At 52.4% G+C, this 22,898-nt stretch carries 22 protein-coding genes and 1 pseudogene; 9 read left to right on the top strand and 14 right to left on the bottom strand.

What is annotated here, in order from left to right; all coding sequences use genetic code 11:
• Positions 1 to 522: a hypothetical protein gene (locus J1778_RS04655; RefSeq protein ID WP_217172198.1), complete on the top strand. Its 522-nt coding sequence runs from the start codon at positions 1 to 3 to the stop codon at positions 520 to 522.
• 172 nt (positions 523 to 694) lie between these two features.
• Here J1778_RS04655 and argD read toward each other — a convergent pair whose 3' ends face one another.
• From argD to J1778_RS04630, 5 genes are all read right to left on the bottom strand, one after another.
• Positions 695 to 1,912: a bifunctional acetylornithine/succinyldiaminopimelate transaminase gene (argD, locus tag J1778_RS04650; protein ID WP_217172197.1), complete on the bottom strand. Its 1,218-nt coding sequence runs from the start codon at positions 1,910 to 1,912 to the stop codon at positions 695 to 697.
• Positions 1,913 to 2,046: 134 nt separating this feature from the next.
• Complete coding sequence (locus J1778_RS04645; protein ID WP_217172196.1) at positions 2,047 to 2,622, bottom strand: aminodeoxychorismate synthase component II; 576 nt, start codon at positions 2,620 to 2,622, stop codon at positions 2,047 to 2,049.
• 90 nt (positions 2,623 to 2,712) lie between these two features.
• Entirely contained in the window at positions 2,713 to 3,315 is a 603-nt protein-coding gene (locus tag J1778_RS04640) for a putative adenosine monophosphate-protein transferase Fic (RefSeq protein WP_217172195.1), read from the bottom strand.
• Positions 3,305 to 3,475 carry a YhfG family protein gene (locus J1778_RS04635; RefSeq protein WP_112288617.1) on the bottom strand — a complete coding sequence of 57 codons (171 nt, stop codon included), beginning with the start codon at positions 3,473 to 3,475 and terminating at the stop codon, positions 3,305 to 3,307. Before J1778_RS04635 ends, J1778_RS04640 begins: the two co-directional genes overlap by 11 nt.
• Before the next feature lie 96 nt (positions 3,476 to 3,571).
• Positions 3,572 to 4,777: an aldose 1-epimerase family protein gene (locus tag J1778_RS04630; RefSeq protein WP_217172194.1), complete on the bottom strand. Its 1,206-nt coding sequence runs from the start codon at positions 4,775 to 4,777 to the stop codon at positions 3,572 to 3,574.
• Positions 4,778 to 5,148: 371 nt separating this feature from the next.
• Between J1778_RS04630 and tssD the strand changes: the two are divergent.
• The 3 genes and pseudogenes from tssD (at position 5,149) to J1778_RS04615 (ending at position 6,499) form a co-directional block, all read left to right on the top strand.
• Positions 5,149 to 5,639, top strand: a pseudogene (gene tssD, locus J1778_RS04625) (type VI secretion system tube protein TssD).
• Between the two features lie 9 nt (positions 5,640 to 5,648).
• The gene (locus J1778_RS04620) at positions 5,649 to 6,011 is read left to right on the top strand and encodes a tlde1 domain-containing protein (protein WP_112288621.1); all 363 of its coding nucleotides are present in this window, start codon (positions 5,649 to 5,651) and stop codon (positions 6,009 to 6,011) included.
• The gene (locus J1778_RS04615; protein ID WP_217172193.1) at positions 6,008 to 6,499 is read left to right on the top strand and encodes a hypothetical protein; all 492 of its coding nucleotides are present in this window, start codon (positions 6,008 to 6,010) and stop codon (positions 6,497 to 6,499) included. The genes J1778_RS04620 and J1778_RS04615 overlap by 4 nt, the downstream gene beginning before the upstream one ends.
• A 99-nt stretch (positions 6,500 to 6,598) precedes the next feature.
• On the opposite strand, the gene ppiA is transcribed toward J1778_RS04615, so the two are convergent.
• Positions 6,599 to 7,165, bottom strand: coding sequence for a peptidylprolyl isomerase A (gene ppiA / locus J1778_RS04610; RefSeq protein WP_217172192.1), 567 nt, complete (start codon positions 7,163 to 7,165; stop codon positions 6,599 to 6,601).
• Positions 7,166 to 7,309: 144 nt separating this feature from the next.
• On the bottom strand, positions 7,310 to 8,593 hold the full coding sequence (locus tag J1778_RS04605) for a cytosine deaminase (RefSeq protein ID WP_217172191.1): 1,284 nt from the start codon (positions 8,591 to 8,593) through the stop codon (positions 7,310 to 7,312).
• A 222-nt stretch (positions 8,594 to 8,815) separates the two neighbouring features.
• Here J1778_RS04605 and nirB point away from each other — a divergent pair, with 222 nt between their 5' ends.
• From nirB to J1778_RS04580, 5 genes are all read left to right on the top strand, one after another.
• Positions 8,816 to 11,371, top strand: coding sequence for a nitrite reductase large subunit NirB (gene nirB / locus J1778_RS04600; protein WP_217172190.1), 2,556 nt, complete (start codon positions 8,816 to 8,818; stop codon positions 11,369 to 11,371).
• Complete coding sequence (gene nirD, locus J1778_RS04595) at positions 11,368 to 11,718, top strand: nitrite reductase small subunit NirD (protein WP_217172189.1); 351 nt, start codon at positions 11,368 to 11,370, stop codon at positions 11,716 to 11,718. The genes nirB and nirD overlap by 4 nt, the downstream gene beginning before the upstream one ends.
• A gap of 105 nt (positions 11,719 to 11,823) precedes the next feature.
• Positions 11,824 to 13,206 (top strand): siroheme synthase CysG, encoded by a 1,383-nt coding sequence (gene cysG, locus J1778_RS04590; protein WP_217172188.1) that lies wholly within the window; start codon positions 11,824 to 11,826, stop codon positions 13,204 to 13,206.
• Between the two features lie 239 nt (positions 13,207 to 13,445).
• Positions 13,446 to 14,615 (top strand): collagen-like triple helix repeat-containing protein, encoded by a 1,170-nt coding sequence (locus J1778_RS04585; RefSeq protein WP_217172187.1) that lies wholly within the window; start codon positions 13,446 to 13,448, stop codon positions 14,613 to 14,615.
• Between the two features lie 94 nt (positions 14,616 to 14,709).
• On the top strand, positions 14,710 to 16,437 hold the full coding sequence (locus J1778_RS04580) for a ShlB/FhaC/HecB family hemolysin secretion/activation protein (protein WP_217172186.1): 1,728 nt from the start codon (positions 14,710 to 14,712) through the stop codon (positions 16,435 to 16,437).
• A gap of 63 nt (positions 16,438 to 16,500) precedes the next feature.
• Here J1778_RS04580 and trpS read toward each other — a convergent pair whose 3' ends face one another.
• From trpS to aroK, 7 genes are all read right to left on the bottom strand, one after another.
• Positions 16,501 to 17,517, bottom strand: a complete 1,017-nt coding sequence (gene trpS / locus J1778_RS04575) for a tryptophan--tRNA ligase (protein ID WP_217172185.1) — start codon at positions 17,515 to 17,517, stop codon at positions 16,501 to 16,503.
• A 1-nt stretch (position 17,518) separates the two neighbouring features.
• Complete coding sequence (locus J1778_RS04570; RefSeq protein WP_217172184.1) at positions 17,519 to 18,217, bottom strand: phosphoglycolate phosphatase; 699 nt, start codon at positions 18,215 to 18,217, stop codon at positions 17,519 to 17,521.
• Positions 18,210 to 18,887, bottom strand: coding sequence for a ribulose-phosphate 3-epimerase (gene rpe, locus J1778_RS04565; RefSeq protein WP_217172183.1), 678 nt, complete (start codon positions 18,885 to 18,887; stop codon positions 18,210 to 18,212). The genes J1778_RS04570 and rpe overlap by 8 nt, the downstream gene beginning before the upstream one ends.
• A gap of 49 nt (positions 18,888 to 18,936) precedes the next feature.
• Complete coding sequence (gene dam, locus J1778_RS04560) at positions 18,937 to 19,749, bottom strand: adenine-specific DNA-methyltransferase (protein WP_217172182.1); 813 nt, start codon at positions 19,747 to 19,749, stop codon at positions 18,937 to 18,939.
• 80 nt (positions 19,750 to 19,829) lie between these two features.
• Positions 19,830 to 20,879 carry an SPOR domain-containing protein gene (locus tag J1778_RS04555; protein WP_217172181.1) on the bottom strand — a complete coding sequence of 350 codons (1,050 nt, stop codon included), beginning with the start codon at positions 20,877 to 20,879 and terminating at the stop codon, positions 19,830 to 19,832.
• Positions 20,880 to 21,005: 126 nt separating this feature from the next.
• On the bottom strand, positions 21,006 to 22,088 hold the full coding sequence (gene aroB, locus J1778_RS04550; RefSeq protein ID WP_217172180.1) for a 3-dehydroquinate synthase: 1,083 nt from the start codon (positions 22,086 to 22,088) through the stop codon (positions 21,006 to 21,008).
• Between the two features lie 57 nt (positions 22,089 to 22,145).
• Complete coding sequence (aroK, locus tag J1778_RS04545) at positions 22,146 to 22,667, bottom strand: shikimate kinase AroK (RefSeq protein ID WP_014333540.1); 522 nt, start codon at positions 22,665 to 22,667, stop codon at positions 22,146 to 22,148.
• Positions 22,668 to 22,898: the final 231 nt, after the last annotated feature.

The following is a 22,898-nucleotide window of genomic DNA, read 5'->3' as shown; positions in this document are numbered from 1 at the left end:
GTGAAGGGGATTGCCCCTTTTAAATCCCCTTTTTACTGGCTTACAGCCAGACTGCTTTTTGAAATTGCGAATATTTCAGTTTCTCAAGTGCGGATGCCACGCACTGACGGCTTAAAACGGATTGAGAAAGTTTCGGTTTCTCAAGTACGGGGATCACTTAACGCGCTGCGCCGAAACCGCCCAAAAGGGGAAAGTGCTTTTCCCCTTTTGGATTTCCCCTCGCTTTTTCAACACGCGCTCCGCTCGCTGGCTATGTTTCAGGTATCACTGCGAAAGGCTGGAAATCTTGCCGCTTTGCGGTTCCTTCTCTCGGTCTTCGAGCCACTGGTCTCGAAGCCGCTCCGTTCAGCAAGATTTCTGAAACGCCCGCAGGATTCTAAATTCAAAAGCAGAATGGTTTTATCTTTTAGAAATGTCGATTGGCGTTCTCAAAAATGGCACCGAATGAACGGTTCGAGACCTATGGCTCGAAGCCTGAAATTCGGGAATCGCGTAGCGATGACATTTTGCGCCACTCACTAATGCACCGGAATATGTCCGTCGTGCCTGCGGCAGCGCGCAGTAAAAAAGCGAGGGGAGTGCAGAGGGGAAAAGCCTTTCCCCTCTGCTCGGTTTCGGCGCAAAAGGCCTTGTGATAACCGTTATTGAGAAACCGAAATTTACTCAGTCAGTTGCAAAGATGGGGCCGTGGGGCTCACCCCCCACAAACTTTCCCCACTGCTTTCTCAAACCGCTCCATCCCCTCTTCAATGTCAGCGAAATCAATCACCAGCGAGGGTGCAAACCGCATCACGTTCGGTCCGGCGACCAGCATCATCAGGCCGCATTCGGCGGCGGCGGCGTGGAACTCGCCCGCGCGATTTTTATATGCGTCAGAAAGCTCAGCGCCGATCAGCAGTCCCTGCCCCCGGAACTCGCTGAAGATGTGATATTTCTGATTGATGGCTTCCAGCGCACTGATAAATTTCTCGCGGCGTTCTTTGATACCGGCCAGCACGTCTGGCGTATTGATGATATCCAGTGCGGCTTCGGCGACGGCACAGGCCAGCGGGTTACCGCCGTAGGTGGTGCCGTGTTTGCCCGGCTCCATCACCGAGGCGACTTCTTCAGTTGCCAGCATGGCTGAAACCGGGAAACCGCCGCCCAGCGCTTTCGCGGTGGTCAGAATGTCCGGCGTCACGCCGTAATGCATGTAGCTGAACAACTTACCGCTACGCCCCATACCGCTTTGGACTTCGTCCAGCACCAGCAGCGCCTGATGTTTATCGCAAAGTTCACGCAGCCCTTGCAGGAATTCTTTGGTGGCAGGTGTCACTCCGCCTTCGCCCTGAACGGGTTCGACAACGATCGCACAGGTGTGATCGTCGATGACGGCTTTCACTGCGTCCAGATCGTTGAACGGCACGTGGACAATATCGGCAGGTTTCGGGCCGAAGCCATCGGAATATTTCGGCTGACCGCCGACGGAAACGGTAAACAAGGTACGGCCATGGAAAGCGTTATGGAAAGCGATGATCTTGCTTTTGTACGGGCTGTGGCGATGGGAAGCGTAATAACGCGCCAGTTTAAACGCGGCTTCATTGGCTTCAGCGCCGGAGTTGGCAAAAAATACGCGGTCTGCAAAGGTTGCGTCGATCAGCTTCTGAGCCAGTCTCAGCGCGGGTTCGTTGGTAAACACGTTGCTGACATGCCACAAGGTTTCGCCCTGTTCATGCAACGCTTTTACCAGCGCCGGATGGCAATGCCCGAGCGCCGTTACCGCGATACCACCGGCAAAATCAACGTATTCGGTGCCCTGCTGATCCCACACACGACTGCCTTTACCTTTGACGGGAATAAATTTCGCAGGTGAATAAACCGGCAAAATCACTTTGTCGAACGTGCCCCGATCTACCGCTGATTTCTCTGCCATAACCCTTCGCCCTTACTAATAGTGATATGAAAATATAATCATAAAATATGCATAAAAAATCACCCGCAGGCAAACAGAAATCGCACCGGATGGGTAAGTAATTTTTGCAGCGATGTTAACGAGGAATTAAGCGGTTAAATTTTAAGGAAATTATCCAGAAGCTGATGCCCCTGCTCACTCAGAATGCTTTCCGGATGGAACTGAACCCCATGCAGCGGTAAGGTTTTGTGCATGATGCCCATGATTTCATCGCGTCCGCCATCGCGTTCTGTCCAGGCGGTGACTTCAAAACAGTCCGGCAGCGTGTCGGGGGCGACCACCAGGGAATGGTAGCGGGTGACGGTCAGGGGGTTATTCAGCGCGGTAAATACGCTCTGACCGGTATGACGAACCGGCGACGTTTTACCGTGGATCGCCTGACGCGCCCGTACGATTTTCGCGCCGAACGCCTGCGCCATGGCCTGATGCCCGAGGCACACGCCAAGGATCGGCAAACGGGTGGAGAAATGCGTGATGGCTTGCAGGGAGATGCCTGCCTGATCGGGTGTGCAGGGACCGGGAGAAATCACCAGATGCGACGGGGCAAGTTGCTCAATATCGGTCAGCGTCAGCTGATCGTTACGCATCACTTTCACCTCTGCGCCAAGTTCGCAAAAATATTGATAGAGGTTGTAGGTGAATGAGTCGTAGTTGTCGATCAGCAGCAGCATAGTGTTCCCGGTAAAAGTCGAAAATTTACCGGGCAATTCTACGCATTTTTCAGCACAGGCTTCAGCATTTTGTCATTCTGATCTTGCGGATCAATGTTCGTCATCGATTTCACTGATCACTTCATTGAAGATGGCGACCAGATCCGTTTCATCACCAAACACTGCCGTTTTATTGGCAGACAGCCAGCGTTCACGGCTGATTTTAGACCAGTCGATATCATATCCGGCGTGGATAACCAGCTGCTCTACAAAAATTCTCAGCACCCGCCCGTTGCCCTCGCGAAAAGGATGCAACAGATTCAGGCCGGTATAATAGTGAGCCAGGCGCTCGGCAAGTTTATCCAGCGGCAAACCGACCAAAAACTCTTCTTCCTCAAGCTCCTGCATCAGGGCGTTGCCTTCATTTTCGATATAACCGAAATGGCAGAACTGGGTATCGTCCTTGTAAATGTCGATCTCACGAAACTCCCCGGCCCACGGATAAATATCCTGAAAAAGCGACAGGTGAATGGCGCACAGATGTGGCAACCCCATAACCGCCGGGCCCAGTGGCATCGCCGCAGCCCGTAACGCGGTAAAGGCCAGTTCAGCCTGTTGCAGCCGGTGCGCTTCACGAATTTCGAGAGAGTTTTTCAGGACATTGATGCCGGGATAATAATAAGGATCCGCACCGTCCAGGAGTTTATCGTTCATAGTGCCCCCTCAGTTCGGCCAGACGTTGTGCGATTTTCTCGTTATCCAGAGACACGACTTCCACCTCGAGGCCATCCAGCGCGCTGCTGGCCTGAAAGTTCTGCCGCTGACGTTCGCGAAAGAGTTTTTCCTGCTGTCTGAGTGTCAGTTTCTTCGCCATATTTCCTCCCTGGTTACCGCCATTCGGGCGCATACCTTGTGGAGTTAAGTATAGACAGAGAAAAAAGGGCGCCGGTCGTTGCGCCCTAAACTAGGATTATTCAACAGCGATGGGTTTATCGCTGACATCTGTTTTGTGGTCTGCCTGCAAGGTTTTCACCCGTTCTTCAAGCTGTTGTACCGCTTTAGCATCCGGCAGCAGAGAGTATTTCAGTTCAAAGACGGTGCTCTGTCCCGGCTGTAGCTGTTTTACCCGTCCCTGTTCACGTTCGATGGTCACCGGATAGGCATAATTGGTACCCGGTTCAATGCCTGTCACATAGCCTTGTTTCAGGGTATCGGTGTTTTTCCACAACGTCAGTAATGGCAACTGATGGGTATCAAATTCAATCGATGCCCCTTTATTCCCCGCTTTGTTCACCACACCGGCAATGGTTTTGCCCTGCGCATCGGCTAGCGGCACCATATTGAAGACCATTTCATCGAAGCCTTTGGCAGGCCCGGCGTAAGTCTGCCAGTCATTCAGCCCTTTTTTGGCGTACTCGTTAAACGGAGAAATCGATTTCAGTGGTGCGATGAAACGGGCACCCTCTTCCAGGATCGGCTGACCGAAATTGCTGTGATAAATAATCTGATAATCGTGCGGATAATCAGACTGGTTAGTCAGGGTGTCATGAATGGTCCACGAATGGCTGCCGGGGACGTAGCGCAGCTCAGTCCAGGTTTCCAGCTTCGCCTTTTTAAAAGTGTCCTCCTTCAGCAGACCGCGGACGGTGATTTCATACGGCGCTTTATCAGCGATCTCGACCTCCACTTTGGAGGCTGGTGTATTTCCGGCGCGGCCATGCAGCGTATAAATCATGGCGTCGGCGGTGACAGGATGCCCGGTCCATTCAAAGCCGCACCGTACCATCATTTCATTGAAACCTTCCAGCCAGCCCACGCCGTTACGACTTTCAAGGTTGATATAGGCCGGATTCACTACTTCCTGAACAGGTGAATCCCAGCCCAAACGAATGTTATCGCCGGTGACATGCAGCAAATCCATGCCCCGGGTCGGGCTGAGGGCGATAGTCAGCCCTTTACTGGTAATTGTGATGACCTTTGATCCTTCCTGCTTACCGCCATGCAGGACTTTTTGTTCGATGCTGAAATCCGTACCTGCAATGTTCAGCCTCTTGTTATCTGTCTTCCAGTTTCCCAGTTCAGTACCGGCTTCAGCATCCGTCAGCACAATAGTTTGTGCCGCAGCCTGCCACGAAAAAAGGCCCATAACGATCCCGGTAACGAGTAATTTTTTCACAATAACTCCTTTTTGCTGAATTGATTTAGCCCAAAAGCAATTCAGCCTACAAACCCACAAAGACTAAAAACGTGACAGCCTTCAAGTTGAGCGGTTTTAATACTGAACAGCAGGCAGTAACGTGCCAGGTTTCGCAAAAAGCCTTGTAGTCAGTGGGAAATTGCAGACAAAACTGAGATATCAGACATGCTTATCGGCCCATCAGCTGATGCGTTTCAGCTTAAACGTGTTAGCAGAAAAAGTTACTTTTTACAGTCCCCCAATCATCAATAATAAACCTCTGAAAATTCCATTTTCCAAACCCAGCTAATTGTTTATCAAACAACGCAGGCATAACGTGTTGGCTCTCTTTTAAAAAGGAATTTATGAAAATGGCAATACCCATTTACTTGTGGCTCAAGGATGACGGAGGTTCAGATATCCGGGGGTCTGTTGATGTGATAGATCGCGAAGGCAGCATCGAAGTTGTTTCTCTATTGCACGATGTATCAATGCCGACCGACAATCTCACCGGAAAAATTACAGGCACCAGAATCCACCAGCCCTTCCTAATCAATAAAGAAATTGATTCTTCGACTCCATACCTCTACAAGGCGATCACAACCGGTCAAAAATTCAAATCTGCTGAGTTTAGATATTACCGAATCAATGATGCCGGCCAAGAAGATGAGTACATGAACGTACTTCTTGAGGGGCAAGAGTTACGGCTATGATCCCGATTATGTACGACGTCAAATCTGTATACGGCAAGGCCAGAAATCATCTTGAGTGCGTTCAGTTGCATTACGAAAAAATCACCTGGAAGTATCTTGATGGGAACATCATTCACTCAGATAGCTGGAACGTCCGCCAAAGCGCGTAAGGAAACACAATGACTTGGGTCTATCATCAAAGTACAGGTGAGATTTTCCATAATGGAGTCCACGTCGACACAGGATATTCTGGGTCACTGACAAACAAAAACAACCCATCCCGTCAGCAAGTAAAAGGGATGGGGCCGTTGCCCCGCGGTACATATCAGATAACGGGCTATACGAACTCTAAGGGACCGATGACGATCAATCTTGAGCAAAGATCTGGCGAGTCGTTTGGTCGTTCTCTTTTCAGAATACACGGTGAAAAACGACCACCGTCAACGCCTGGATTCGCGTCTGAAGGATGCATTATTTTGGGACCATCCACGCGCAACCGGATATTGAATTCGGGCGACAGCAATTTGGAGGTTGTAGAGTGAACAAACTTCGGCTATTGGCGCTATTACTTCCATTGGCAACATTACCAATCTGCGCTCACGCCGTGAGTAAAGCGCTGATAGCTGATATCCAGAATGGAAATGCTCAAACGTTGCAGCAGTTGCCAACCACAATAAAACGCATCACCAGCTCTCTAAATGACGAGCAATCAGCCGAATTGAGTGAGGCAATAGGGTTTGCTTTGCTTAAAAATCCTGTCCCCACTCTAAGGGCTACGGACGCAATGGATAAGGACGATGATTTACTCGTCCAGCGCTTTGGGACTGGTGCGGCGTGTGCTCTTCCAGTCGATATGAATTACACGCGAAACTCCACGCTGTTGTATTACAAATTAGCGTCTGAGTCATTGATAAGAGCTGGTGCTCCCGCGCTAGAGTGCCTAAGCATAATGCAAGAATCGATGGAGGAAGTTAAATCTGAAGATGACCGAGGGAATATGAAGTGGGGTGTGAAGATCTTTACCCCATGAGCAATCCAGAATTTAAGGGGCGTCAAATGGGCAAGAAAAAGCCCCCGGCTGGCGGAGGCTTTTTCTTGTACTGCAGAAAGGAACGGAAAGGCTGAGTAATTAAGGCAGCACTTTCGCAGACAAAATCACAATCGGCGTGGTCGGCACGTTCTGGTAAGGCCCGACGTTGTCCGTTTTCACCTGTGACATTTTGTCTACCACGTCCATACCTTTGATGACTTTACCGAATACGGCATAGCCGAAATCACGTTGACCGTGATCCAGGAAAGCGTTATCCGCCACGTTGATGAAGAACTGGCTGGTTGCGCTGTCTTTGTCAGCGGTACGCGCCATCGCAACAGTACCACGCAGGTTGCGCAGGCCGTTGTCGGCTTCGTTCTTGATCGGCTCTTTAGTCGCTTTCTGCTGCATGTCAGTAGTAAAGCCGCCGCCCTGAACCATAAAGCCTGGGATCACGCGGTGGAAAATGGTGTTGTTGTAATATCCGCTCTGGGCGTAATCAACGAAATTCTTCACAGAAACCGGTGCTTTAGCACTGTCGAGTTCCAGTTCGATGTTCCCTGCTGAAGTGGTCAGCATGACATGGGTTTGACCGGCAGCAAAAACCGGCGACATCGCGGTCATGGAGAGCAGCGCAGTTAAGGCCACCAAAGTACGTTTAAACATGACAATTCCTTTCTTGAAAATACAAACAACAGATCCTACTGATTCTAAAGAGCCTTTACGCTCAGCGCCAGACCTTTACGGTTATTTACGCTTCACAGCAACTTTTTCAGATATTTCAAATTGTTACTATCACTTTCTCAACGGTTAGCTGTTGAAATCAACGGGATAATCTTTATCGAGATGGATAGTCGTTTTCGCAGGCTGAGTTTCAGCTATCACCGAGCCCTGCCGGATGGAATAACGCACAGGGACTTGCCTGCGTACCGCATCAAAACCGCTTTCTGCCGGCAGGATCACCAGGCTGGCGGCATTGCCACTTTCCAGACCGTAACCGTCAAGATTCATGGTGCGCGCGCTGTAAGTGGTAATCAGCTTCAGCCCGTCATCAATTTGCTGATAACCCATCAGCTGGCAAACATGCAGCCCCATGTGCAGCACCTGCAACATACTGGCAGTGCCCAGCGGATACCACGGATCGAACACATCGTCATGACCAAAACAGACGTTAATGCCGGCATCCAGCATCTCTTTGACGCGCGTAATGCCGCGGCGTTTCGGATAGGTATCAAACCGTCCCTGCAGATGAATATTCACCAGCGGATTGGCGACAAAGTTAATCCCCGACATCTTCAGCAGACGGAATAAGCGCGAGGTGTAAGCGCCGTTATAAGAATGCATCGCCGTCGTGTGGCTGGCGGTGACGCGTGCGCCCATGTTTTCCCGCAGCGCCAGTGCCGCGACAGTTTCGACAAAACGCGACTGTTCATCGTCAATTTCATCGCAATGCACGTCGATAAGCGCATTGTATTTTTTCGCCAGCGCGAAAGTTTTGTGCAGAGATTCCACGCCGTATTCGCGGGTGAATTCAAAATGCGGGATAGCGCCGACCACGTCCGCGCCTAGCTTCAGCGCCTCTTCCAGCAAGGCTTCGCCGTTCGGGTAAGACATTATGCCTTCCTGCGGGAACGCCACAATTTGCAACGTCACCCACGGCGCGACTTCGGCTTTCACTTCGAGCATTGCTTTCAGTGCGGTGAGCGTCGGGTCGGAAACATCAACGTGCGTGCGAACATGCTGAATGCCGTTGGCGATTTGCCATTTCAGCGTCTGCCATGCACGCTGTTTGACGTCCTCGTGCGACAGCAACGCCTTGCGTTCCGCCCAGCGTTCAATGCCTTCAAATAAGGTGCCGGACTGATTCCACGCAGGCTGCCCCGCAGTCTGCGTAGTATCGAGATGAATATGAGGCTCGATAAAAGGAGGTATTGCCAGACCGCCTTCCGCGTCCAGGATATGTTCGCCGTAATCGGCATTATCCAGCTGCGAAGCGATATGGCGGATGACGCCGTCTTCGATATCTATCTGCCACAACCCTTCCCGGTCAGGCAGGCGTACATTTTTAATGATACGCAAAGGAGTTTTCGTCACGCATTACCTCATCGTTTTAGAAAGACTTCACCGTCAGTGATTTTAAAGCCCGTCTTAGAACAATAGCCTGAAAGTGTTTATAAATCGAAAGGTTACACAAAAACCCAATGAAATCAGTCAAATACTCACTAAGGAGTATATTGGGAGCAGCTTGATTTGCATCAATACCCCCCGTTTCGCGCGCGTTATGTTTAGCCTCAGAAAATCAAAATTGAGGCAATTATGAGCAAAGTCAGACTCGCGATTATTGGCAACGGCATGGTCGGCCATCGCTTTATCGAAGACTTACTGGATAAAGCAGAACCGGGTCAGTTCGACATCACGGTATTATGTGAAGAGCCGCGCGTGGCCTATGACCGCGTCCATCTTTCCTCCTATTTTTCACATCATACCGCCGAAGAACTGTCACTGGTTCGTGAAGGATTTTACGAAAAGCACAACGTCAAGGTGCTGATCGGCGAACGCGCCATTACACTCAACCGCCAGGAAAAAGTCATTCATTCCAGCAGCGGCCGGACGGTATTTTACGACAAACTGATCATCGCGACCGGCTCCTACCCGTGGGTTCCGCCGATCACCGGCTCTGACAGCCAGGATTGCTTTGTTTACCGCACCATTGAAGATTTACATGCGATTGAATCCTGCGCCCGTCGCAGCAAACGCGGTGCCGTGGTCGGCGGCGGGTTACTTGGCCTCGAAGCTGCGGGTGCGCTGAAAAATCTCGGCGTTGAAACGCATGTTGTTGAATTCGCACCCGGTCTGATGGCCGAACAACTTGATGTCATGGGCGGCAGCCAGCTGCGTCAGAAAATCGAAAGCATGGGTGTGCAGGTTCATACCGCCAAAAATACCAAACAGATTGTTCAGGGCGGTACGTCAGCCCGTAAGACGATGGAATTCGCCGACGGCACTTTCCTCGAAGTCGATTTCATCGTGTTCTCCACCGGTATCCGTCCGCAGGACAAACTGGCGCGCCAGTGTGATTTAGAAATTGCCCCGCGCGGCGGCATCGTGATTAACGATCAATGCCAGACCAGCGATCCTGACGTGTACGCCATCGGCGAATGTGCGTCGTGGAATCAGCGCACCTTCGGTCTGGTCGCGCCGGGCTACAAAATGGCGCAGGTCACGGCAGACCATTTACTCGGTCGCGATAACGCCTTCACCGGCGCAGACATGAGCGCCAAACTGAAACTGTTAGGCGTAGATGTCGCCGGTATCGGTGATGCGCACGCACGCACACCGGGCGCGCGCAGCTACGTTTATCTCGATGAAAGCAAAGCGCTCTATAAACGTCTGGTGGTCAGCGAAGATAATAAAACGTTGCTCGGCGCGGTGCTGGTGGGTGATACCAGCGATTACGGCAATCTGCTGCAACTGGTGCTGAACAGCATTCCGTTGCCTGAAAATCCGGACGCGCTGATCCTGCCAGCCCACGCAGGCAGCAGCGGTGGCGCGGTAATAGGTACCGATGCCTTGCCGGAAAGCGCGCAAATCTGCTCCTGTTTTGACGTCACCAAAGGCGACATCATCAAAGCGGTTCAGGGCGGCTGCCATACCGTGACGGCACTGAAATCTGCGACCAAAGCCGGTACCGGCTGCGGTGGCTGTATTCCGCTGGTGACACAGGTTCTTAATGCCGAACTGAGCAAACAAGGTATCGAAGTTAATCATCATCTGTGCGAGCACTTCGCTTACTCGCGACAGGAGCTGTACCACCTGATCCGCGTGGAAGGTATCCGTTCGTTCGACGAATTGCTGAACAAATACGGTAAAGGCTACGGCTGTGAAGTCTGTAAACCGACCGTCGGTTCACTGCTGGCCTCCTGCTGGAACGATTACATATTGAAACCGCAGCACACGCCGCTGCAGGACACCAACGACGTGTTCCTCGCCAACATGCAAAAAGACGGCACCTATTCCGTGATCCCCCGCTCACCGGGTGGTGAAATCACGCCGCAAGGGTTGCAGGCCATCGGTGAAATCGCGGCTGAATATCATCTTTACACCAAGATCACCGGCTCGCAGCGTATCGGCATGTTCGGCGCACAGAAAGACGATTTACCGGCCATCTGGCAGAAACTGATTAACGCCGGATTCGAAACCGGTCAGGCCTACGCTAAAGCGTTGCGTATGGCGAAAACCTGCGTCGGCAGCACCTGGTGCCGTTACGGCGTGGGCGACAGCCTCGGGTTCGGCATCAGCCTGGAAAACCGCTATAAAGGCATCCGTACGCCGCACAAAATGAAGTTCGGCGTGTCCGGCTGTACCCGTGAATGTTCCGAAGCGCAGGGCAAGGATGTCGGGATTATCGCGACGGAAAATGGCTGGAACCTGTATGTCTGCGGTAACGGCGGCATGAAACCTCGTCACGGCGATTTACTGGCAGCCGATCTGGATAACGATACCCTGCTGCGTTACCTCGATCGCTTCATGATGTTCTACATCCGTACCGCCGATAAGCTGCAACGCACGTCAGTCTGGATGGACAACCTTGAAGGCGGCATCGATTACCTGCGTAAAGTCGTCATCGATAACAAACTCGGGCTAAACGATCAGCTGGAAGCTGAACTGGCACGCCTGCGTGGATCCGCCGTTTGCGAGTGGCAGGAAACGCTGAATGACCCGGCGGCGCAAACCCGCTTTACCCACTTTATCAACAGCAGCCAGCGCGACCCGAATGTGCAATTCGTCGGTGAGCGTCAGCAGCATCGTCCGGCGCGTCCGGACGAGCGTATTCCGGTTAAACAAATCGCTGACGGGGAGGAAGTATTATGAGCCAGTGGTTAACGCTTTGTTCTGTCGATCAGATCCTGCCAGGTTGCGGCGTTTGTGCGCTGGCGGGCGAACAGCAAATCGCGCTGTTCCGTCCGTATGCCGGCGAGCAGATTTTTGCGCTGTCGAATATCGATCCTTTCGCGCAGGCCAGCGTGCTGTCACGCGGGATTATCGCAGAACACCAGGGCGAACTCTGGGTGGCCAGCCCGCTGAAAAAACAACATTTTCGCCTGACAGACGGCCTTTGTATGGAAGATGAAGCGTATTCAATTTCCGCCTACGACGTGCGTGTCCGCGACGGCAATGTTGAACTGAATACCGCCAGTCTTCAGGCGCAAACCAGCTAAACTCCGCGCTTTCCACGCCGCCTCCGGGCGGCGTTGTTCTTTATTTTAAATAATGTCGTCAAAAGAACGCCGTATCAAATCGCGCCATCTCAGAGAAGATTATCTATGGATTACCTGCCCCTTTTTTGTCAGTTAAAAAACAGAGCCTGTTTGCTGGTCGGTGCCGGTGACGTGGCTGAACGTAAAGCGCGCCTGCTGCTGGATGCCGGTGCAAAACTGACGGTTAACGCCCTCACCTTCACGTCGCAATTTCAGATCTGGGCTGAGGAGGGCAAAGTCCGGCTGCTGAAAGGCGAATTTTCCCCGTTGCTGGTCGACGAAAAATGGCTGGTGATCGCGGCGACCGATTCAGACTTAGTGAATCAGGAAGTCAGCGAAGCCGCTGAACACCGCCGCGTATTCTGTAATGTGGTCGATGCCCCTGAAAGCGCCAGCGTGATCATGCCGTCGATCATCGACCGTTCACCGCTGATGATCGCGGTGTCTTCCGGCGGTAATGCGCCGGTGCTGGCACGTTTGTTGCGTGAGCGCCTGGAATCCATTTTGCCGCAACATCTGGGCAAACTGGCACAGGTGGCGGGCGGATTGCGGGCTCGCGTGAAAGCGCACTTTCCCGAGGCCTCTGAGCGCCGCCGCTGGTGGGAAAAGTTGTTCAATCATCATCGTCTGGCGCAGTCGCTGGCGAATAATGACGAGGCACAAAGCGGACAATACCTCGAAGAACTGTTCAGCGAATCGGTTGATAAACATGGGGAAGTCATTCTGGTCGGTGCCGGTCCGGGTGATGCCGGATTGCTGACACTCAAAGGTTTGCAGCAGATGCAACTGGCCGATGTGGTGGTTTACGACCGGCTGGTTTCCGACAGTGTGATGAAACTGATACGTCGTGACGCTGAGCGTATTTTTGTCGGCAAACGCGCCGGGCATCATTGTGTGCCGCAGGAGCGTATCAACGAAATCCTGCTGGAACAGGCGCAAATGGGCAAACGCGTTGTCCGACTTAAAGGCGGCGATCCCTTTATCTTTGGCCGTGGCGGCGAAGAACTGGAAGCACTGAAAGCCGCAGGTATCGCATTTTCCGTGGTGCCGGGCATCACCGCGGCGTCCGGTTGCTCAGCGTATAGCGGCATTCCGCTGACCCATCGCGATCACGCACAAAGCGTGCGGCTCATAACCGGTCATGCAAAGCAGGATGGCGTTTTAGACTGGGCCTGTCTGGCTCAGGGTCAGCAAACGCTGGTGTTTTATATGGGGCTGACGCAGGCCTCTGAGATCCAGCGTCGCCTGCTGGAAAACGGTCTGTCAGCAGAAACGCCTGTCGCACTGATCGAAAACGGCACCAGTCAGACGCAACGCGTGGTCACCGGCAATCTCACTGAACTCGAAATTTTGGCGAAACAAGTACAGAGCCCGAGTTTGATCATTGTGGGTACCGTAGTGAGTTTACGCCCGAAACTTAACTGGTTTGCCAGCGAAACCTGTCTGTGATGCCCTTCTGTACAAAAAAACTCCATTTATTTTATTAATCAATTCAGAGAAGTGAATTCAGATTCACTTCTCTCCCTGCACTTATAAGATAAATCTTATAACAGAATATAATTCCTGTTATCTCACCTGTATCAGTCCAAATTCAAAATAATCACCGCTACCAAATGGAATATTCAGAATCTTCAACTTAAACTTTAATTACGCCAACTGTGGCGTAATCTCCCGTGGAGGGTCAAATCATGCGCCATACCATTCATGTTGGTCATGTTAACAAGATTGCCCTGGCAATCTTAGTCGCCCTGTCACTGGCTGCCTGTAGCGGCAGCGGCGGCGGCGGTTCTTCTCATACGGCAAAAACATCCACTACCGGATCAGCAACCACCGGTGATGGAACCACTTCAGGCAGTGACGGAACCACTACCGCAGGCAACGGTACCAGCACAGGAACAGGCACCACCACGACAGGTGATGGCACCACCACCGCGGGGAACGGAACAGGTACCGGGACGGGTACAGGAACGGGTACAGGTACAGGAACGGGCACTGGCACTGGAACCGGGACAGGCACCCCGTCTACCACACTCACTACCGGCACCATCCTGAGCAGTGCGGGTGGAGCAGTCAGTGGCCTGGGGACACAGGTCAGCAGTATCGCCAGCCAGACACCGGTCGGTAGTATTCCGGTCGCTGGCACCGGCGTCGTCACCATCATAGACAGTACAGGGAAAGCCGTGACGGCCGTTGGCAGCGGTGTGCAAAACGGCGTGGGACAACTGGGCACCAATCCTAATGCCATCGGAACTACCGTTGCCGGTGTTCCCATTGCCGTGGCTGATTTAGGCACCGGTGTGTCGGGTCTGGGCACCTCGCTGGCAGCGAATACAACCGGAACCCCGGTCAGCGGAGTCACAACGGGAGTCGGCGGACTGGTCAATAATGTCGGGAAAGTCGTAACGACGACGGGTAACGGATTAGCGACCAATGTGCAAAGCGGTGCGCTTTCGGGCGTGACGACGGCTGCAACCGGCGTAGTCACGCCTGTTGTCGCACAAGTACAAAACACCACTCAAACCGTGGGCGGCGCGACGGGTCTCGGCACACCGGTTAATGGCTTGCTGAATCAGGTCGGCACCACCGTGAGTGGCGCAGGGACACAACTTTCCACCAGCACGCCCGCGCTGGCAGGACTGGGTACCGTGGTTACGGATACCGGACAGGCCGTTTCCAAAACCGGTACGATCCTGGTTCCGGCCAGCAGCAGCACGACCACTACTGCCAGTAATTCAGGCGGCATCTCGGCAGGCGCTGGCGCGTCAGTTTCTCAGTCCGGCGGTTTACTCGCTGGCGTGGGAACCACCGTTGGCGGACTTACCGGCGGGCTCGGGCTGAAGTTGAATAAAACACAATAACCTTTCGTGGTAATAAGCCCGTTCTCCGGCTCTGGCGGAGAGCGGGTTTGCGTTCCCGGCTTCAACTTTTGCCTGTGCGTTCAAAGGAATGTTTATGAGAATAAAATCCTGCATAGTGGCTTTATTAGGTTCTGCCATTGGTTACAGTTCGGCAGATATGTTTCCCACTTTGATTGACCCGAATAACCCGGCCAAACTGGCTGAGCCTGTTTCCCAGCCTCCGGCCAAATCACAAAAAATTAATCTCCCCCCTCACTCGTCATCCGCAAAAGATTCAGCGCCAGGCCTGACGCCTCAGACGCTGGTTGATGTGAAACACATTCAGTTTGTCGGCGGCACTCAGTATCCGCTGGATTCGCTGGCCGCGCCATTCGCCCCGTTTGTGGGTAAGAAAGTGCCGATATCGTCACTGCTGGCCGCGACAAATTCCATCACGCAGCGCTATCATCGCGACGGTTTTATCCTCTCGTATGCCTACATTCCGGCGGATAATTTCAAAGATGGCGTACTGAAGATTGGTCTGGTCGAGGGGTACATTTCCGGAACCCAAATCCACAGCGACAATCAGCAGGTTGGCCGCTGGCTGAGTAAATTATCGCAACATATCATGGCGGAGAAACCGCTGACGCAGGATACCTTCGAGCGTTACACCCTGCTCATGCAACGCACTCCCGATACCAAAATCAACGCCTCAGCTAAAAACCCGGATAACATTTACGGCGCCACCACGCTTAATGTCGACGCCACACGCCCGCGAAACTGGAATATCGCCACCGCCGTAGATACCCGCAAAGGTGACAGTTCTGCCGTTGTGAACGCCACACTGAGCGGCCTGAGCACCTATGGCGAGCAACTGGGTATTGCGACATTAATCCCGCTGGAAAGTGACACCCGCAAAACTTATGCCGGTGTGAACTATCAGCAATATCTCGGTGACGATGGCTTGCTGATGCAGCTTAAAGGCAGCTATTACCAGCAAAAAGACAAGGATTACAACACTATCTTGTTCCTGCCCAACGGCATCACTGTGGGCTCACAGGATAAGCAAACGCAATACAACGGTGGCGTGGTATTCAGTTATCCGTTACAGCTGACACGGAAAAAACAGTGGACGGTCAGCGGCGGTCTGGATTATCTCGATAAGAAATATGAGTACGATTTACTGGCAAGACTCGGTGATCAGAAACTGCAATTACCGCAGGTAAACCAGCGGATACGCTATCCGGCAGCCGATCTTTCCCTGACCGGATATCGTGAATACGATCAGGCTTACTGGAATACGACGTTTAACGTTCGTCAGGGAATTGACGGGCTCGGCGCAACCAATTCGACACCCAACGCCGATCTGACTTTTACCCGCTGGAAATTTAACGGTGACTCGGCTTATCTGTTTGATAAAAAATGGCGGCTCAGCGCGTCGGTTGAAGGTGACTGGTCGGACAATGATTTGCCGGAACCTGAGCGGGTGAATTTCGGTGCCCTGCATTACGGGCGCGGCTATCCTGACAGCGATGCGCAGGGGGATTACGGCGTCGGCGGGCAGGTAGAAATGCGCTATATCCATACCCTGGAACAGGGAGTGTGGCTGAAAACCATTCAGCCTTACGCTGTGGTAGATGCCGCGCATACTGGTTTCAATCAGCAGGGATTACCGAAGCAAAATCTGTCGTCTTACGCCATCGGTGTGATGTTTGGCGATAAACGTCACTACACGTTATCCGTGGAAGCCGCGAGACCCATCGGTGATGCACCGCTGGACAGCACCTCCCGAGACTGGCGTTATAATGCGACATTTACCTATAACTTCAGTGCCGGTTCGTGATGCCCTGACAATAAAAAAACCACGTCCAGAGACGTGGTTTTTGGATTTGATACTGAACCAGAATTATTCGTAGCTGACGAAGCCGATAGCATTGTAGGCTTTTTTCAGCGTCACGCGGGCGCGGGCGCGGGCCTTCTCAGCCCCCTCTTTCATCACCTGCTGCAGGTAAGCTTCGTCACTGCGGAAGCGGTTAAAGCGCTCCTGCACTTCGGTCAGCATGCCTGAAACAGCTTCAGCCACTGCGCCTTTCAGATGACCATACATCTGGCCTTCGAATTCCGCTTCCAGCTCAGGAATCGCTTTGCCGGTAACGCCGGAAAGAATATCCAGCAGATTAGAAACACCCGGCTTGTTCTTAATGTCGTAGCGGATGACTGGCGGCTCTTCAGAATCGGTCATCGCGCTTTTGATTTTCTTGGTCACCGCTTTCGGATCTTCCAGCAGACCGATGACGTTTTTACGGTTGTCATCAGACTTGGACATCTTCTTGGTCGGTTCCTGCAGGGACATCACGCGCGCACCAGACTTCGGAATAAACGGCTCAGGCACAGTAAATACATCGCCATACAGCGCGTTGAAACGGGCGGCGATATCGCGGCTCAGCTCCAGATGTTGTTTTTGGTCTTCACCAACCGGCACCTGATTGGTCTGGTAAAGCAGAATATCAGCGGCCATCAGCACCGGATAGTCGAACAGACCGGCAGTGATGCTTTCGCTGTTGGAGGTCTCATAGCGGGCAGACTTGTCTTTAAACTGTGTCATACGACCCAGCTCACCAAAATAGGTGTAGCAGTTCAGTGCCCAGCTCAGCTGGCTGTGTTCAGGAACCTGAGACTGCACGAAGATGGTACTTTTCTTCGGATCAATGCCGACGGCCAGATACAGCGCCAGCGTGTCGAGTGTCGCTTTGCGCAGTTTTTCAGGATCCTGACGCACGGTGATCGCGTGCAAATCGACGATGCAGTAAATACATTCGTAATCGTCCTGCATTTTGACCCATTGACGCAGCGCACCCATGTAGTTGCCAATGGTCAATTCGCCGGAGGGCTGTGCGCCACTAAATACGATGGGTTTACTCATTTTATGCTTCCTGATCTTTTAAAGATGACAGCCCAAGTGTGGGCAAAAGGTCGGCAAAATTATCCAGTACGCGATCGGGTTTGGTCAGCGCGATAGTTTCACCGTAGTTGTAACCGTAGGTCATGCCGACACACGGGCAGCCTGCGGCCTGTGCAGCATGAATATCATTGCGGGAATCGCCCACGAATACCATTTCACTGGCACGTAATCCGAGCAACGCTAACGTCATATAGACCGGTGCCGGGTGCGGTTTTTTCGCCACGACATCGTCACCGCCAATCACCACGGTGAAATAGCTGTCGATACCCAGCGATTGCAATAACGGCGCGATGAAAGGCGTAGGTTTGTTAGTCACCAGCCCCATCGGAATTCCGGCGGCGGCGAGAGCGGCCAGCGTCTCTTTAACTTGCGGGTACAAACGGCTGCCGCCCGCGGCGGTATCGGCATAATAGTGATCGAATTTATCGCGCACTTTCTGCAGAAACTCAGGTGATAAATCGCCTTCGGCCCAGCGCACGGCGCGCTCAACCATGATATCCGCACCGTTACCAATCCAGGTGCTCAGGCGCTCAACGCCTGCGGCAGGCAAATTAAAATCTTGCAGCGCCTTATCCAGCGCTTCACAAAGACCGGGCGCGCTGTCAACCAGCGTGCCGTCCAGATCAAAGCCTAAACCGCGGGCTTTCAGTGGCTCAGTCATGGGTGGCCTTAGCCAGCTCACTGCGCATGTGATCGATAACCGTACGGTAATCCGGCTGATTGAAGATGGCTGAACCGGCCACGAACATATCCGCGCCCGCAGCGGCAATCTCACCGATATTTTCGGCCTTCACACCGCCGTCAACTTCCAGACGAATGTCATAACCGCTGGCATCAATGATTTTACGAACCTGGCGCAGTTTATCGAGTGTGCCCGGAATAAACGACTGACCGCCAAAACCCGGGTTTACCGACATCAGCAGGATCACATCGAGTTTATCCATCACGTAATCGAGATAACTCAGGGATGTCGCCGGGTTAAACACCAGACCGGCTTTACAGCCATGACTTTTAATCAGTTGCAGCGAACGGTCAACGTGTTCTGAGGCTTCCGGATGGAAGGTAATGTAAGTCGCACCGGCCTCGGCAAAATCCGGGATAATGCGATCCACCGGTTTAACCATCAGGTGAACATCGATCGGTGCCGTAATGCCGTAGTTGCGCAGCGATTTCAGTACCGCCGGCCCCATCGTCAGATTAGGTACGTAGTGGTTATCCATTACATCAAAATGGACAACATCTCCGCCAGCTTCCAGTGCTTTGGCTGTGTCCTCACCCAGACGGGCAAAGTCAGCCGACAGAATGGACGGTGCAATCAAAAACTGTTTCATCCGCTTCTCCAAACGATAGGGTTATCCGTGGATCACCGCTGAACGGCAATCACCGGTAGAGCGCTAAAAGTTCATTCACCAGGCTGCGTTTTGCAACTTTACTGCTGATGGTACGCCGCGCCGAAACGCGATGCAGAACCGCCTGTGCGTACCATTCCAGCGTTTGTGGTGTTTCGTGGTTGGAAATCAGCACCGGCACGTCATTTTCATGGGAAAGCTGATACGCCAGCCGCGCCAGATTGCGCTGATCATCCATACTAAAACTGTTGGTGTGGTAAGCCGTAAAATTTGCTGTCGCAGAAAGCGGGGCATACGGAGGATCGCAATACACCACAGCGCCAACCTGTGCTTTCAGCAAAGTGTCCTGATAATGCTCACACACAAATACTGCATTTTTTGCTTTTTCAGCAAACCAGTAGAGTTCTTCTTCCGGGAAATACGGCTTTTTATAACGGCCGAAAGGCACGTTAAATGCCCCACTGAGATTGTAACGGCACAAGCCGTTGTAACAATGGCGGTTGAGATAGAGGAAAAGCACTGAACGACGATAGGGGTCGCTGCTGGCATTAAACTCAGCCCTCAGGACGTAAAAACGCTCTGACTCGTTAAACTCTGGTGTGAAAAGCACACGGGCATCACGCACAAATTCCTCAGTGCGTGTCTTCACAATGTTGTAGAGGTTGATCAGGTCGTTGTTGATGTCCGCCAGAATATAAGCATCATACTCGGTATTTAAAAATACCGAGCCCGCGCCAACAAAAGGCTCAATCAGACAATCTCCCGCCGGAAGATGACGTTTGATGTCATCAATCAGCGGGTATTTGCCGCCAGCCCACTTCAAAAACGCGCGGTTCTTCTTCATGCCGTCAGTTAGCTACTTATACAATTCACAGCCGCGGATTGTATCCTGTTTTTAGACAGCAAATCGCGTTGAGATCAGTTTCATTTTTTCAGGTCTTGCTGTACCTGATGTACAGGCTTGACCCACGGTTTTTTCGCCTGAACTTCCGCAGGCAAGCTGGAAATGGCACGTTTGGCTTCTGCAGAAGAAGCATAGTTACCACTGACCAGCACAAACCACGGCTTCCCGTCGCGGGCTGTCTGATATACCAGATAATTCTTCAGACCTTGCTGTTTAGCAAAGGCATTCAGCGAGTTCGATTGAGAAGCACCGCTTAATTGCAGGGTAAAGTGTGTACCCGGCGCTGACTTGATGGCCGATGAACTGCCTGATGACGCGACAGAAGACGACGGAGCCGGTGTTGCCGATGATTTGGAAGCCTGCGGTTTGGCTGTATGGGCAGTCTGGCTGGTCGCAGCAGGTTTGTGCTCTGCTGGTTTCGCCGTGTGCGCAGTCTGCGGATTACGAACAACCGGAGCCGGACGGATATGCGAGGCGGATGGCTGAGAGCCGGCCGCAGCCTGAGTGCGGGCAGAACCGTTCACGGTTGCCGGCGCTGTTGGCAAAGAAGTCAGTGATTGCGCAGCAGGATTCATTCCACCCTGCGCGGCATTATCCACCTGATTTTGCTGAGAAGATAACGCATCACTCATATCGCCAGGCAAATCGACACGCTCTTTCGCCTGACCATTATCCGGAACTGGCTGGGCTTCAGTTGGTGTGGAGGAAACCGGCGGTAAGCCGATACTCTTCGGTTGCTGGCCATCGGCAGGTTGCTGACCGTTAATGGCCTGCGCCGTATTGGCCTGAGCCTGGGCAGAAGGCTGAGCAGGCGCTGCTGCATCGTTACCGGCAAGACTAATGTCTTTCGGTCCGTTGTTCTGCTGGGCTGGCTGATTGGATGTTGGCGACTTCATGGCAGAGCCGATGCCGACAATCAGCAAGACCAGCACCACAATACCGATGCCGATCATCACGTACTGGCGGGAAACAGCAACTTTTGGAATGGAAGGAGACGGTTTGCGGGCGCGCGGGGGGCGGCGATCGCTGGTGTCTGGTTTGAGATCGTCTTCCGGTGTTAAATCATCCATCTAAAACCTCCAACCCGGCTAAAAGCCTTAACTGGCTTTACGCGGAGCAACTATCCTGACTAAAAATAAAGCTTTGCTGGCATGGGTGAAATCGGTCGTTATCTGGCCAAAATTATGGCCGCAGTCTTAACGGCAATCTTCAATCGAAGCCAGCACCATTTCATGTGATACGCCGGAGCGTACTTCAGACTGACCAATGGCTTTTGGCAAAACCAGACGCAGCTCACCAGCCAGCACTTTCTTATCACGCATCATGTGCGGCAGATAAGACGGGGCGTCCATCTCTACGGGACCGGTTACCGGTAAACCCGCACGAGTCAGTAACGCTTTCACCCGGGCAATATCACCCAGACTGAATTGCCCCAGACGGTGAGCCGTATAACAAGCCATCACCATCCCGGCCGCCACAGCTTCGCCATGCAACCAGTTGCCATAACCCATTTCTGCTTCAATAGCATGGCCGTAAGTATGGCCCAGATTCAGCAAGGCGCGCAGTCCGTTTTCACGTTCATCGGCTGCCACAACCTCAGCTTTCAGCTCGCAGCAACGACGGATACAGTAAGCAAGCGCGTTCATATCCAGCGCCAGCAAAGCGTCCATGTTGTCTTCAAGCCAGGTAAAGAAGTCGGCATCTAAAATAATGCCGTATTTGATAACTTCCGCGAGACCCGATGACATTTCACGGGCAGGCAAAGTTCTCAGACAGTCGAGATCAACCACCACCGACGCAGGCTGATAAAACGCGCCGATCATGTTTTTCCCAAGGGGATGGTTTACCGCTGTTTTACCGCCAACAGAGGAATCGACCTGAGAAAGCAGCGTGGTGGGCACCTGAACAAAGCGCACACCGCGTTGATAACTGGCTGCGGCGAAGCCGGTTAAATCTCCGACAACGCCGCCGCCAAGGGCGACAAGCGTGGTATCACGTCCGTGCGGCTTTTCAAGCAGCGCGGAAAACACGTCATTTAGAACAGCCAGGGATTTGTATTGTTCACCATCAGGCAAAATCACCTGATCAACACGAACGCCTGCCTGCTCCAGCACTGAACAGATTGCGTCCAGATAGAGAGGGGCGAGGGTTTCATTGGTCACTATCATGACCTGATCGCCTGCCTTTACCGGCATAAAAGAAGCCGGATCGTGGAACAATCCGGCAGCAATCGTAATGGGGTAGCTACGCTCCCCTAACGTTACGGTAATCCTCTCCATGTCGTGCTCTGTGACCTTCTTTAACTGACACCCTCAGGCAATGATGGACACCAATAATCAGTTACTTTCCAGCATGTTAATAATCTGGTTAGCAACGACCTTGGCACTTTGATCATCGGTACGAATAGTGACGTCGGCAATCTCTTCATACAAAGGATTGCGCTCTCTCGCCAGTGCTTCAAGCACTTCACGTGGCGGAGCACTCACTTGTAATAATGGACGTTTTTTGTCGCGTTGTGTACGCGCCAGTTGTTTTTCGATGGTAGTTTCAAGATAGACGACAACGCCACGCGCTGACAAACGGTTACGGGTTTCACGTGATTTCACGGAACCGCCACCTGTCGCCAGAACAATGCCTTGTTTTTCGGTCAGTTCGTTGATCACTTTTTCTTCGCGGTCGCGGAATCCGTCTTCGCCTTCTAAATCAAATACCCAGCCCACATCAGCTCCGGTACGTCGCTCAATTTCGTGATCGGAGTCGAAAAACTCCATATTGAGTTGCTGAGCTAACTGTCGACCAATAGTGCTTTTGCCGGCACCCATAGGCCCAACCAGAAAGATATTGCGTTTCTCTGCCATGTTTTTCGGTATTACTAAGACAATTCGTTGATGATAACCCGCCCCGCCAATCAAATTAGCGGCGGGACCTAAACTGAAACCTCATGAGCGATATAGTGCGAGATCAGAAAAAAATTATCTCAACACTCTTGGTAGTTTGGCAACCGAATAAATCACTTTGCACGCCGCAGGAGGGAAACCGTACGTTTTTATCGGCGTGTCTGTCGTAATAAAAAGATCACGGTGCTCAAT

This window comes from Rahnella bonaserana, from assembly GCF_019049675.1.
GTDB lineage: Bacteria > Pseudomonadota > Gammaproteobacteria > Enterobacterales > Enterobacteriaceae > Rahnella > Rahnella bonaserana.
The sequence above is the reverse complement of the archived record's forward strand: the minus strand, read 5'-3'. Positions and strand labels throughout refer to the sequence as shown.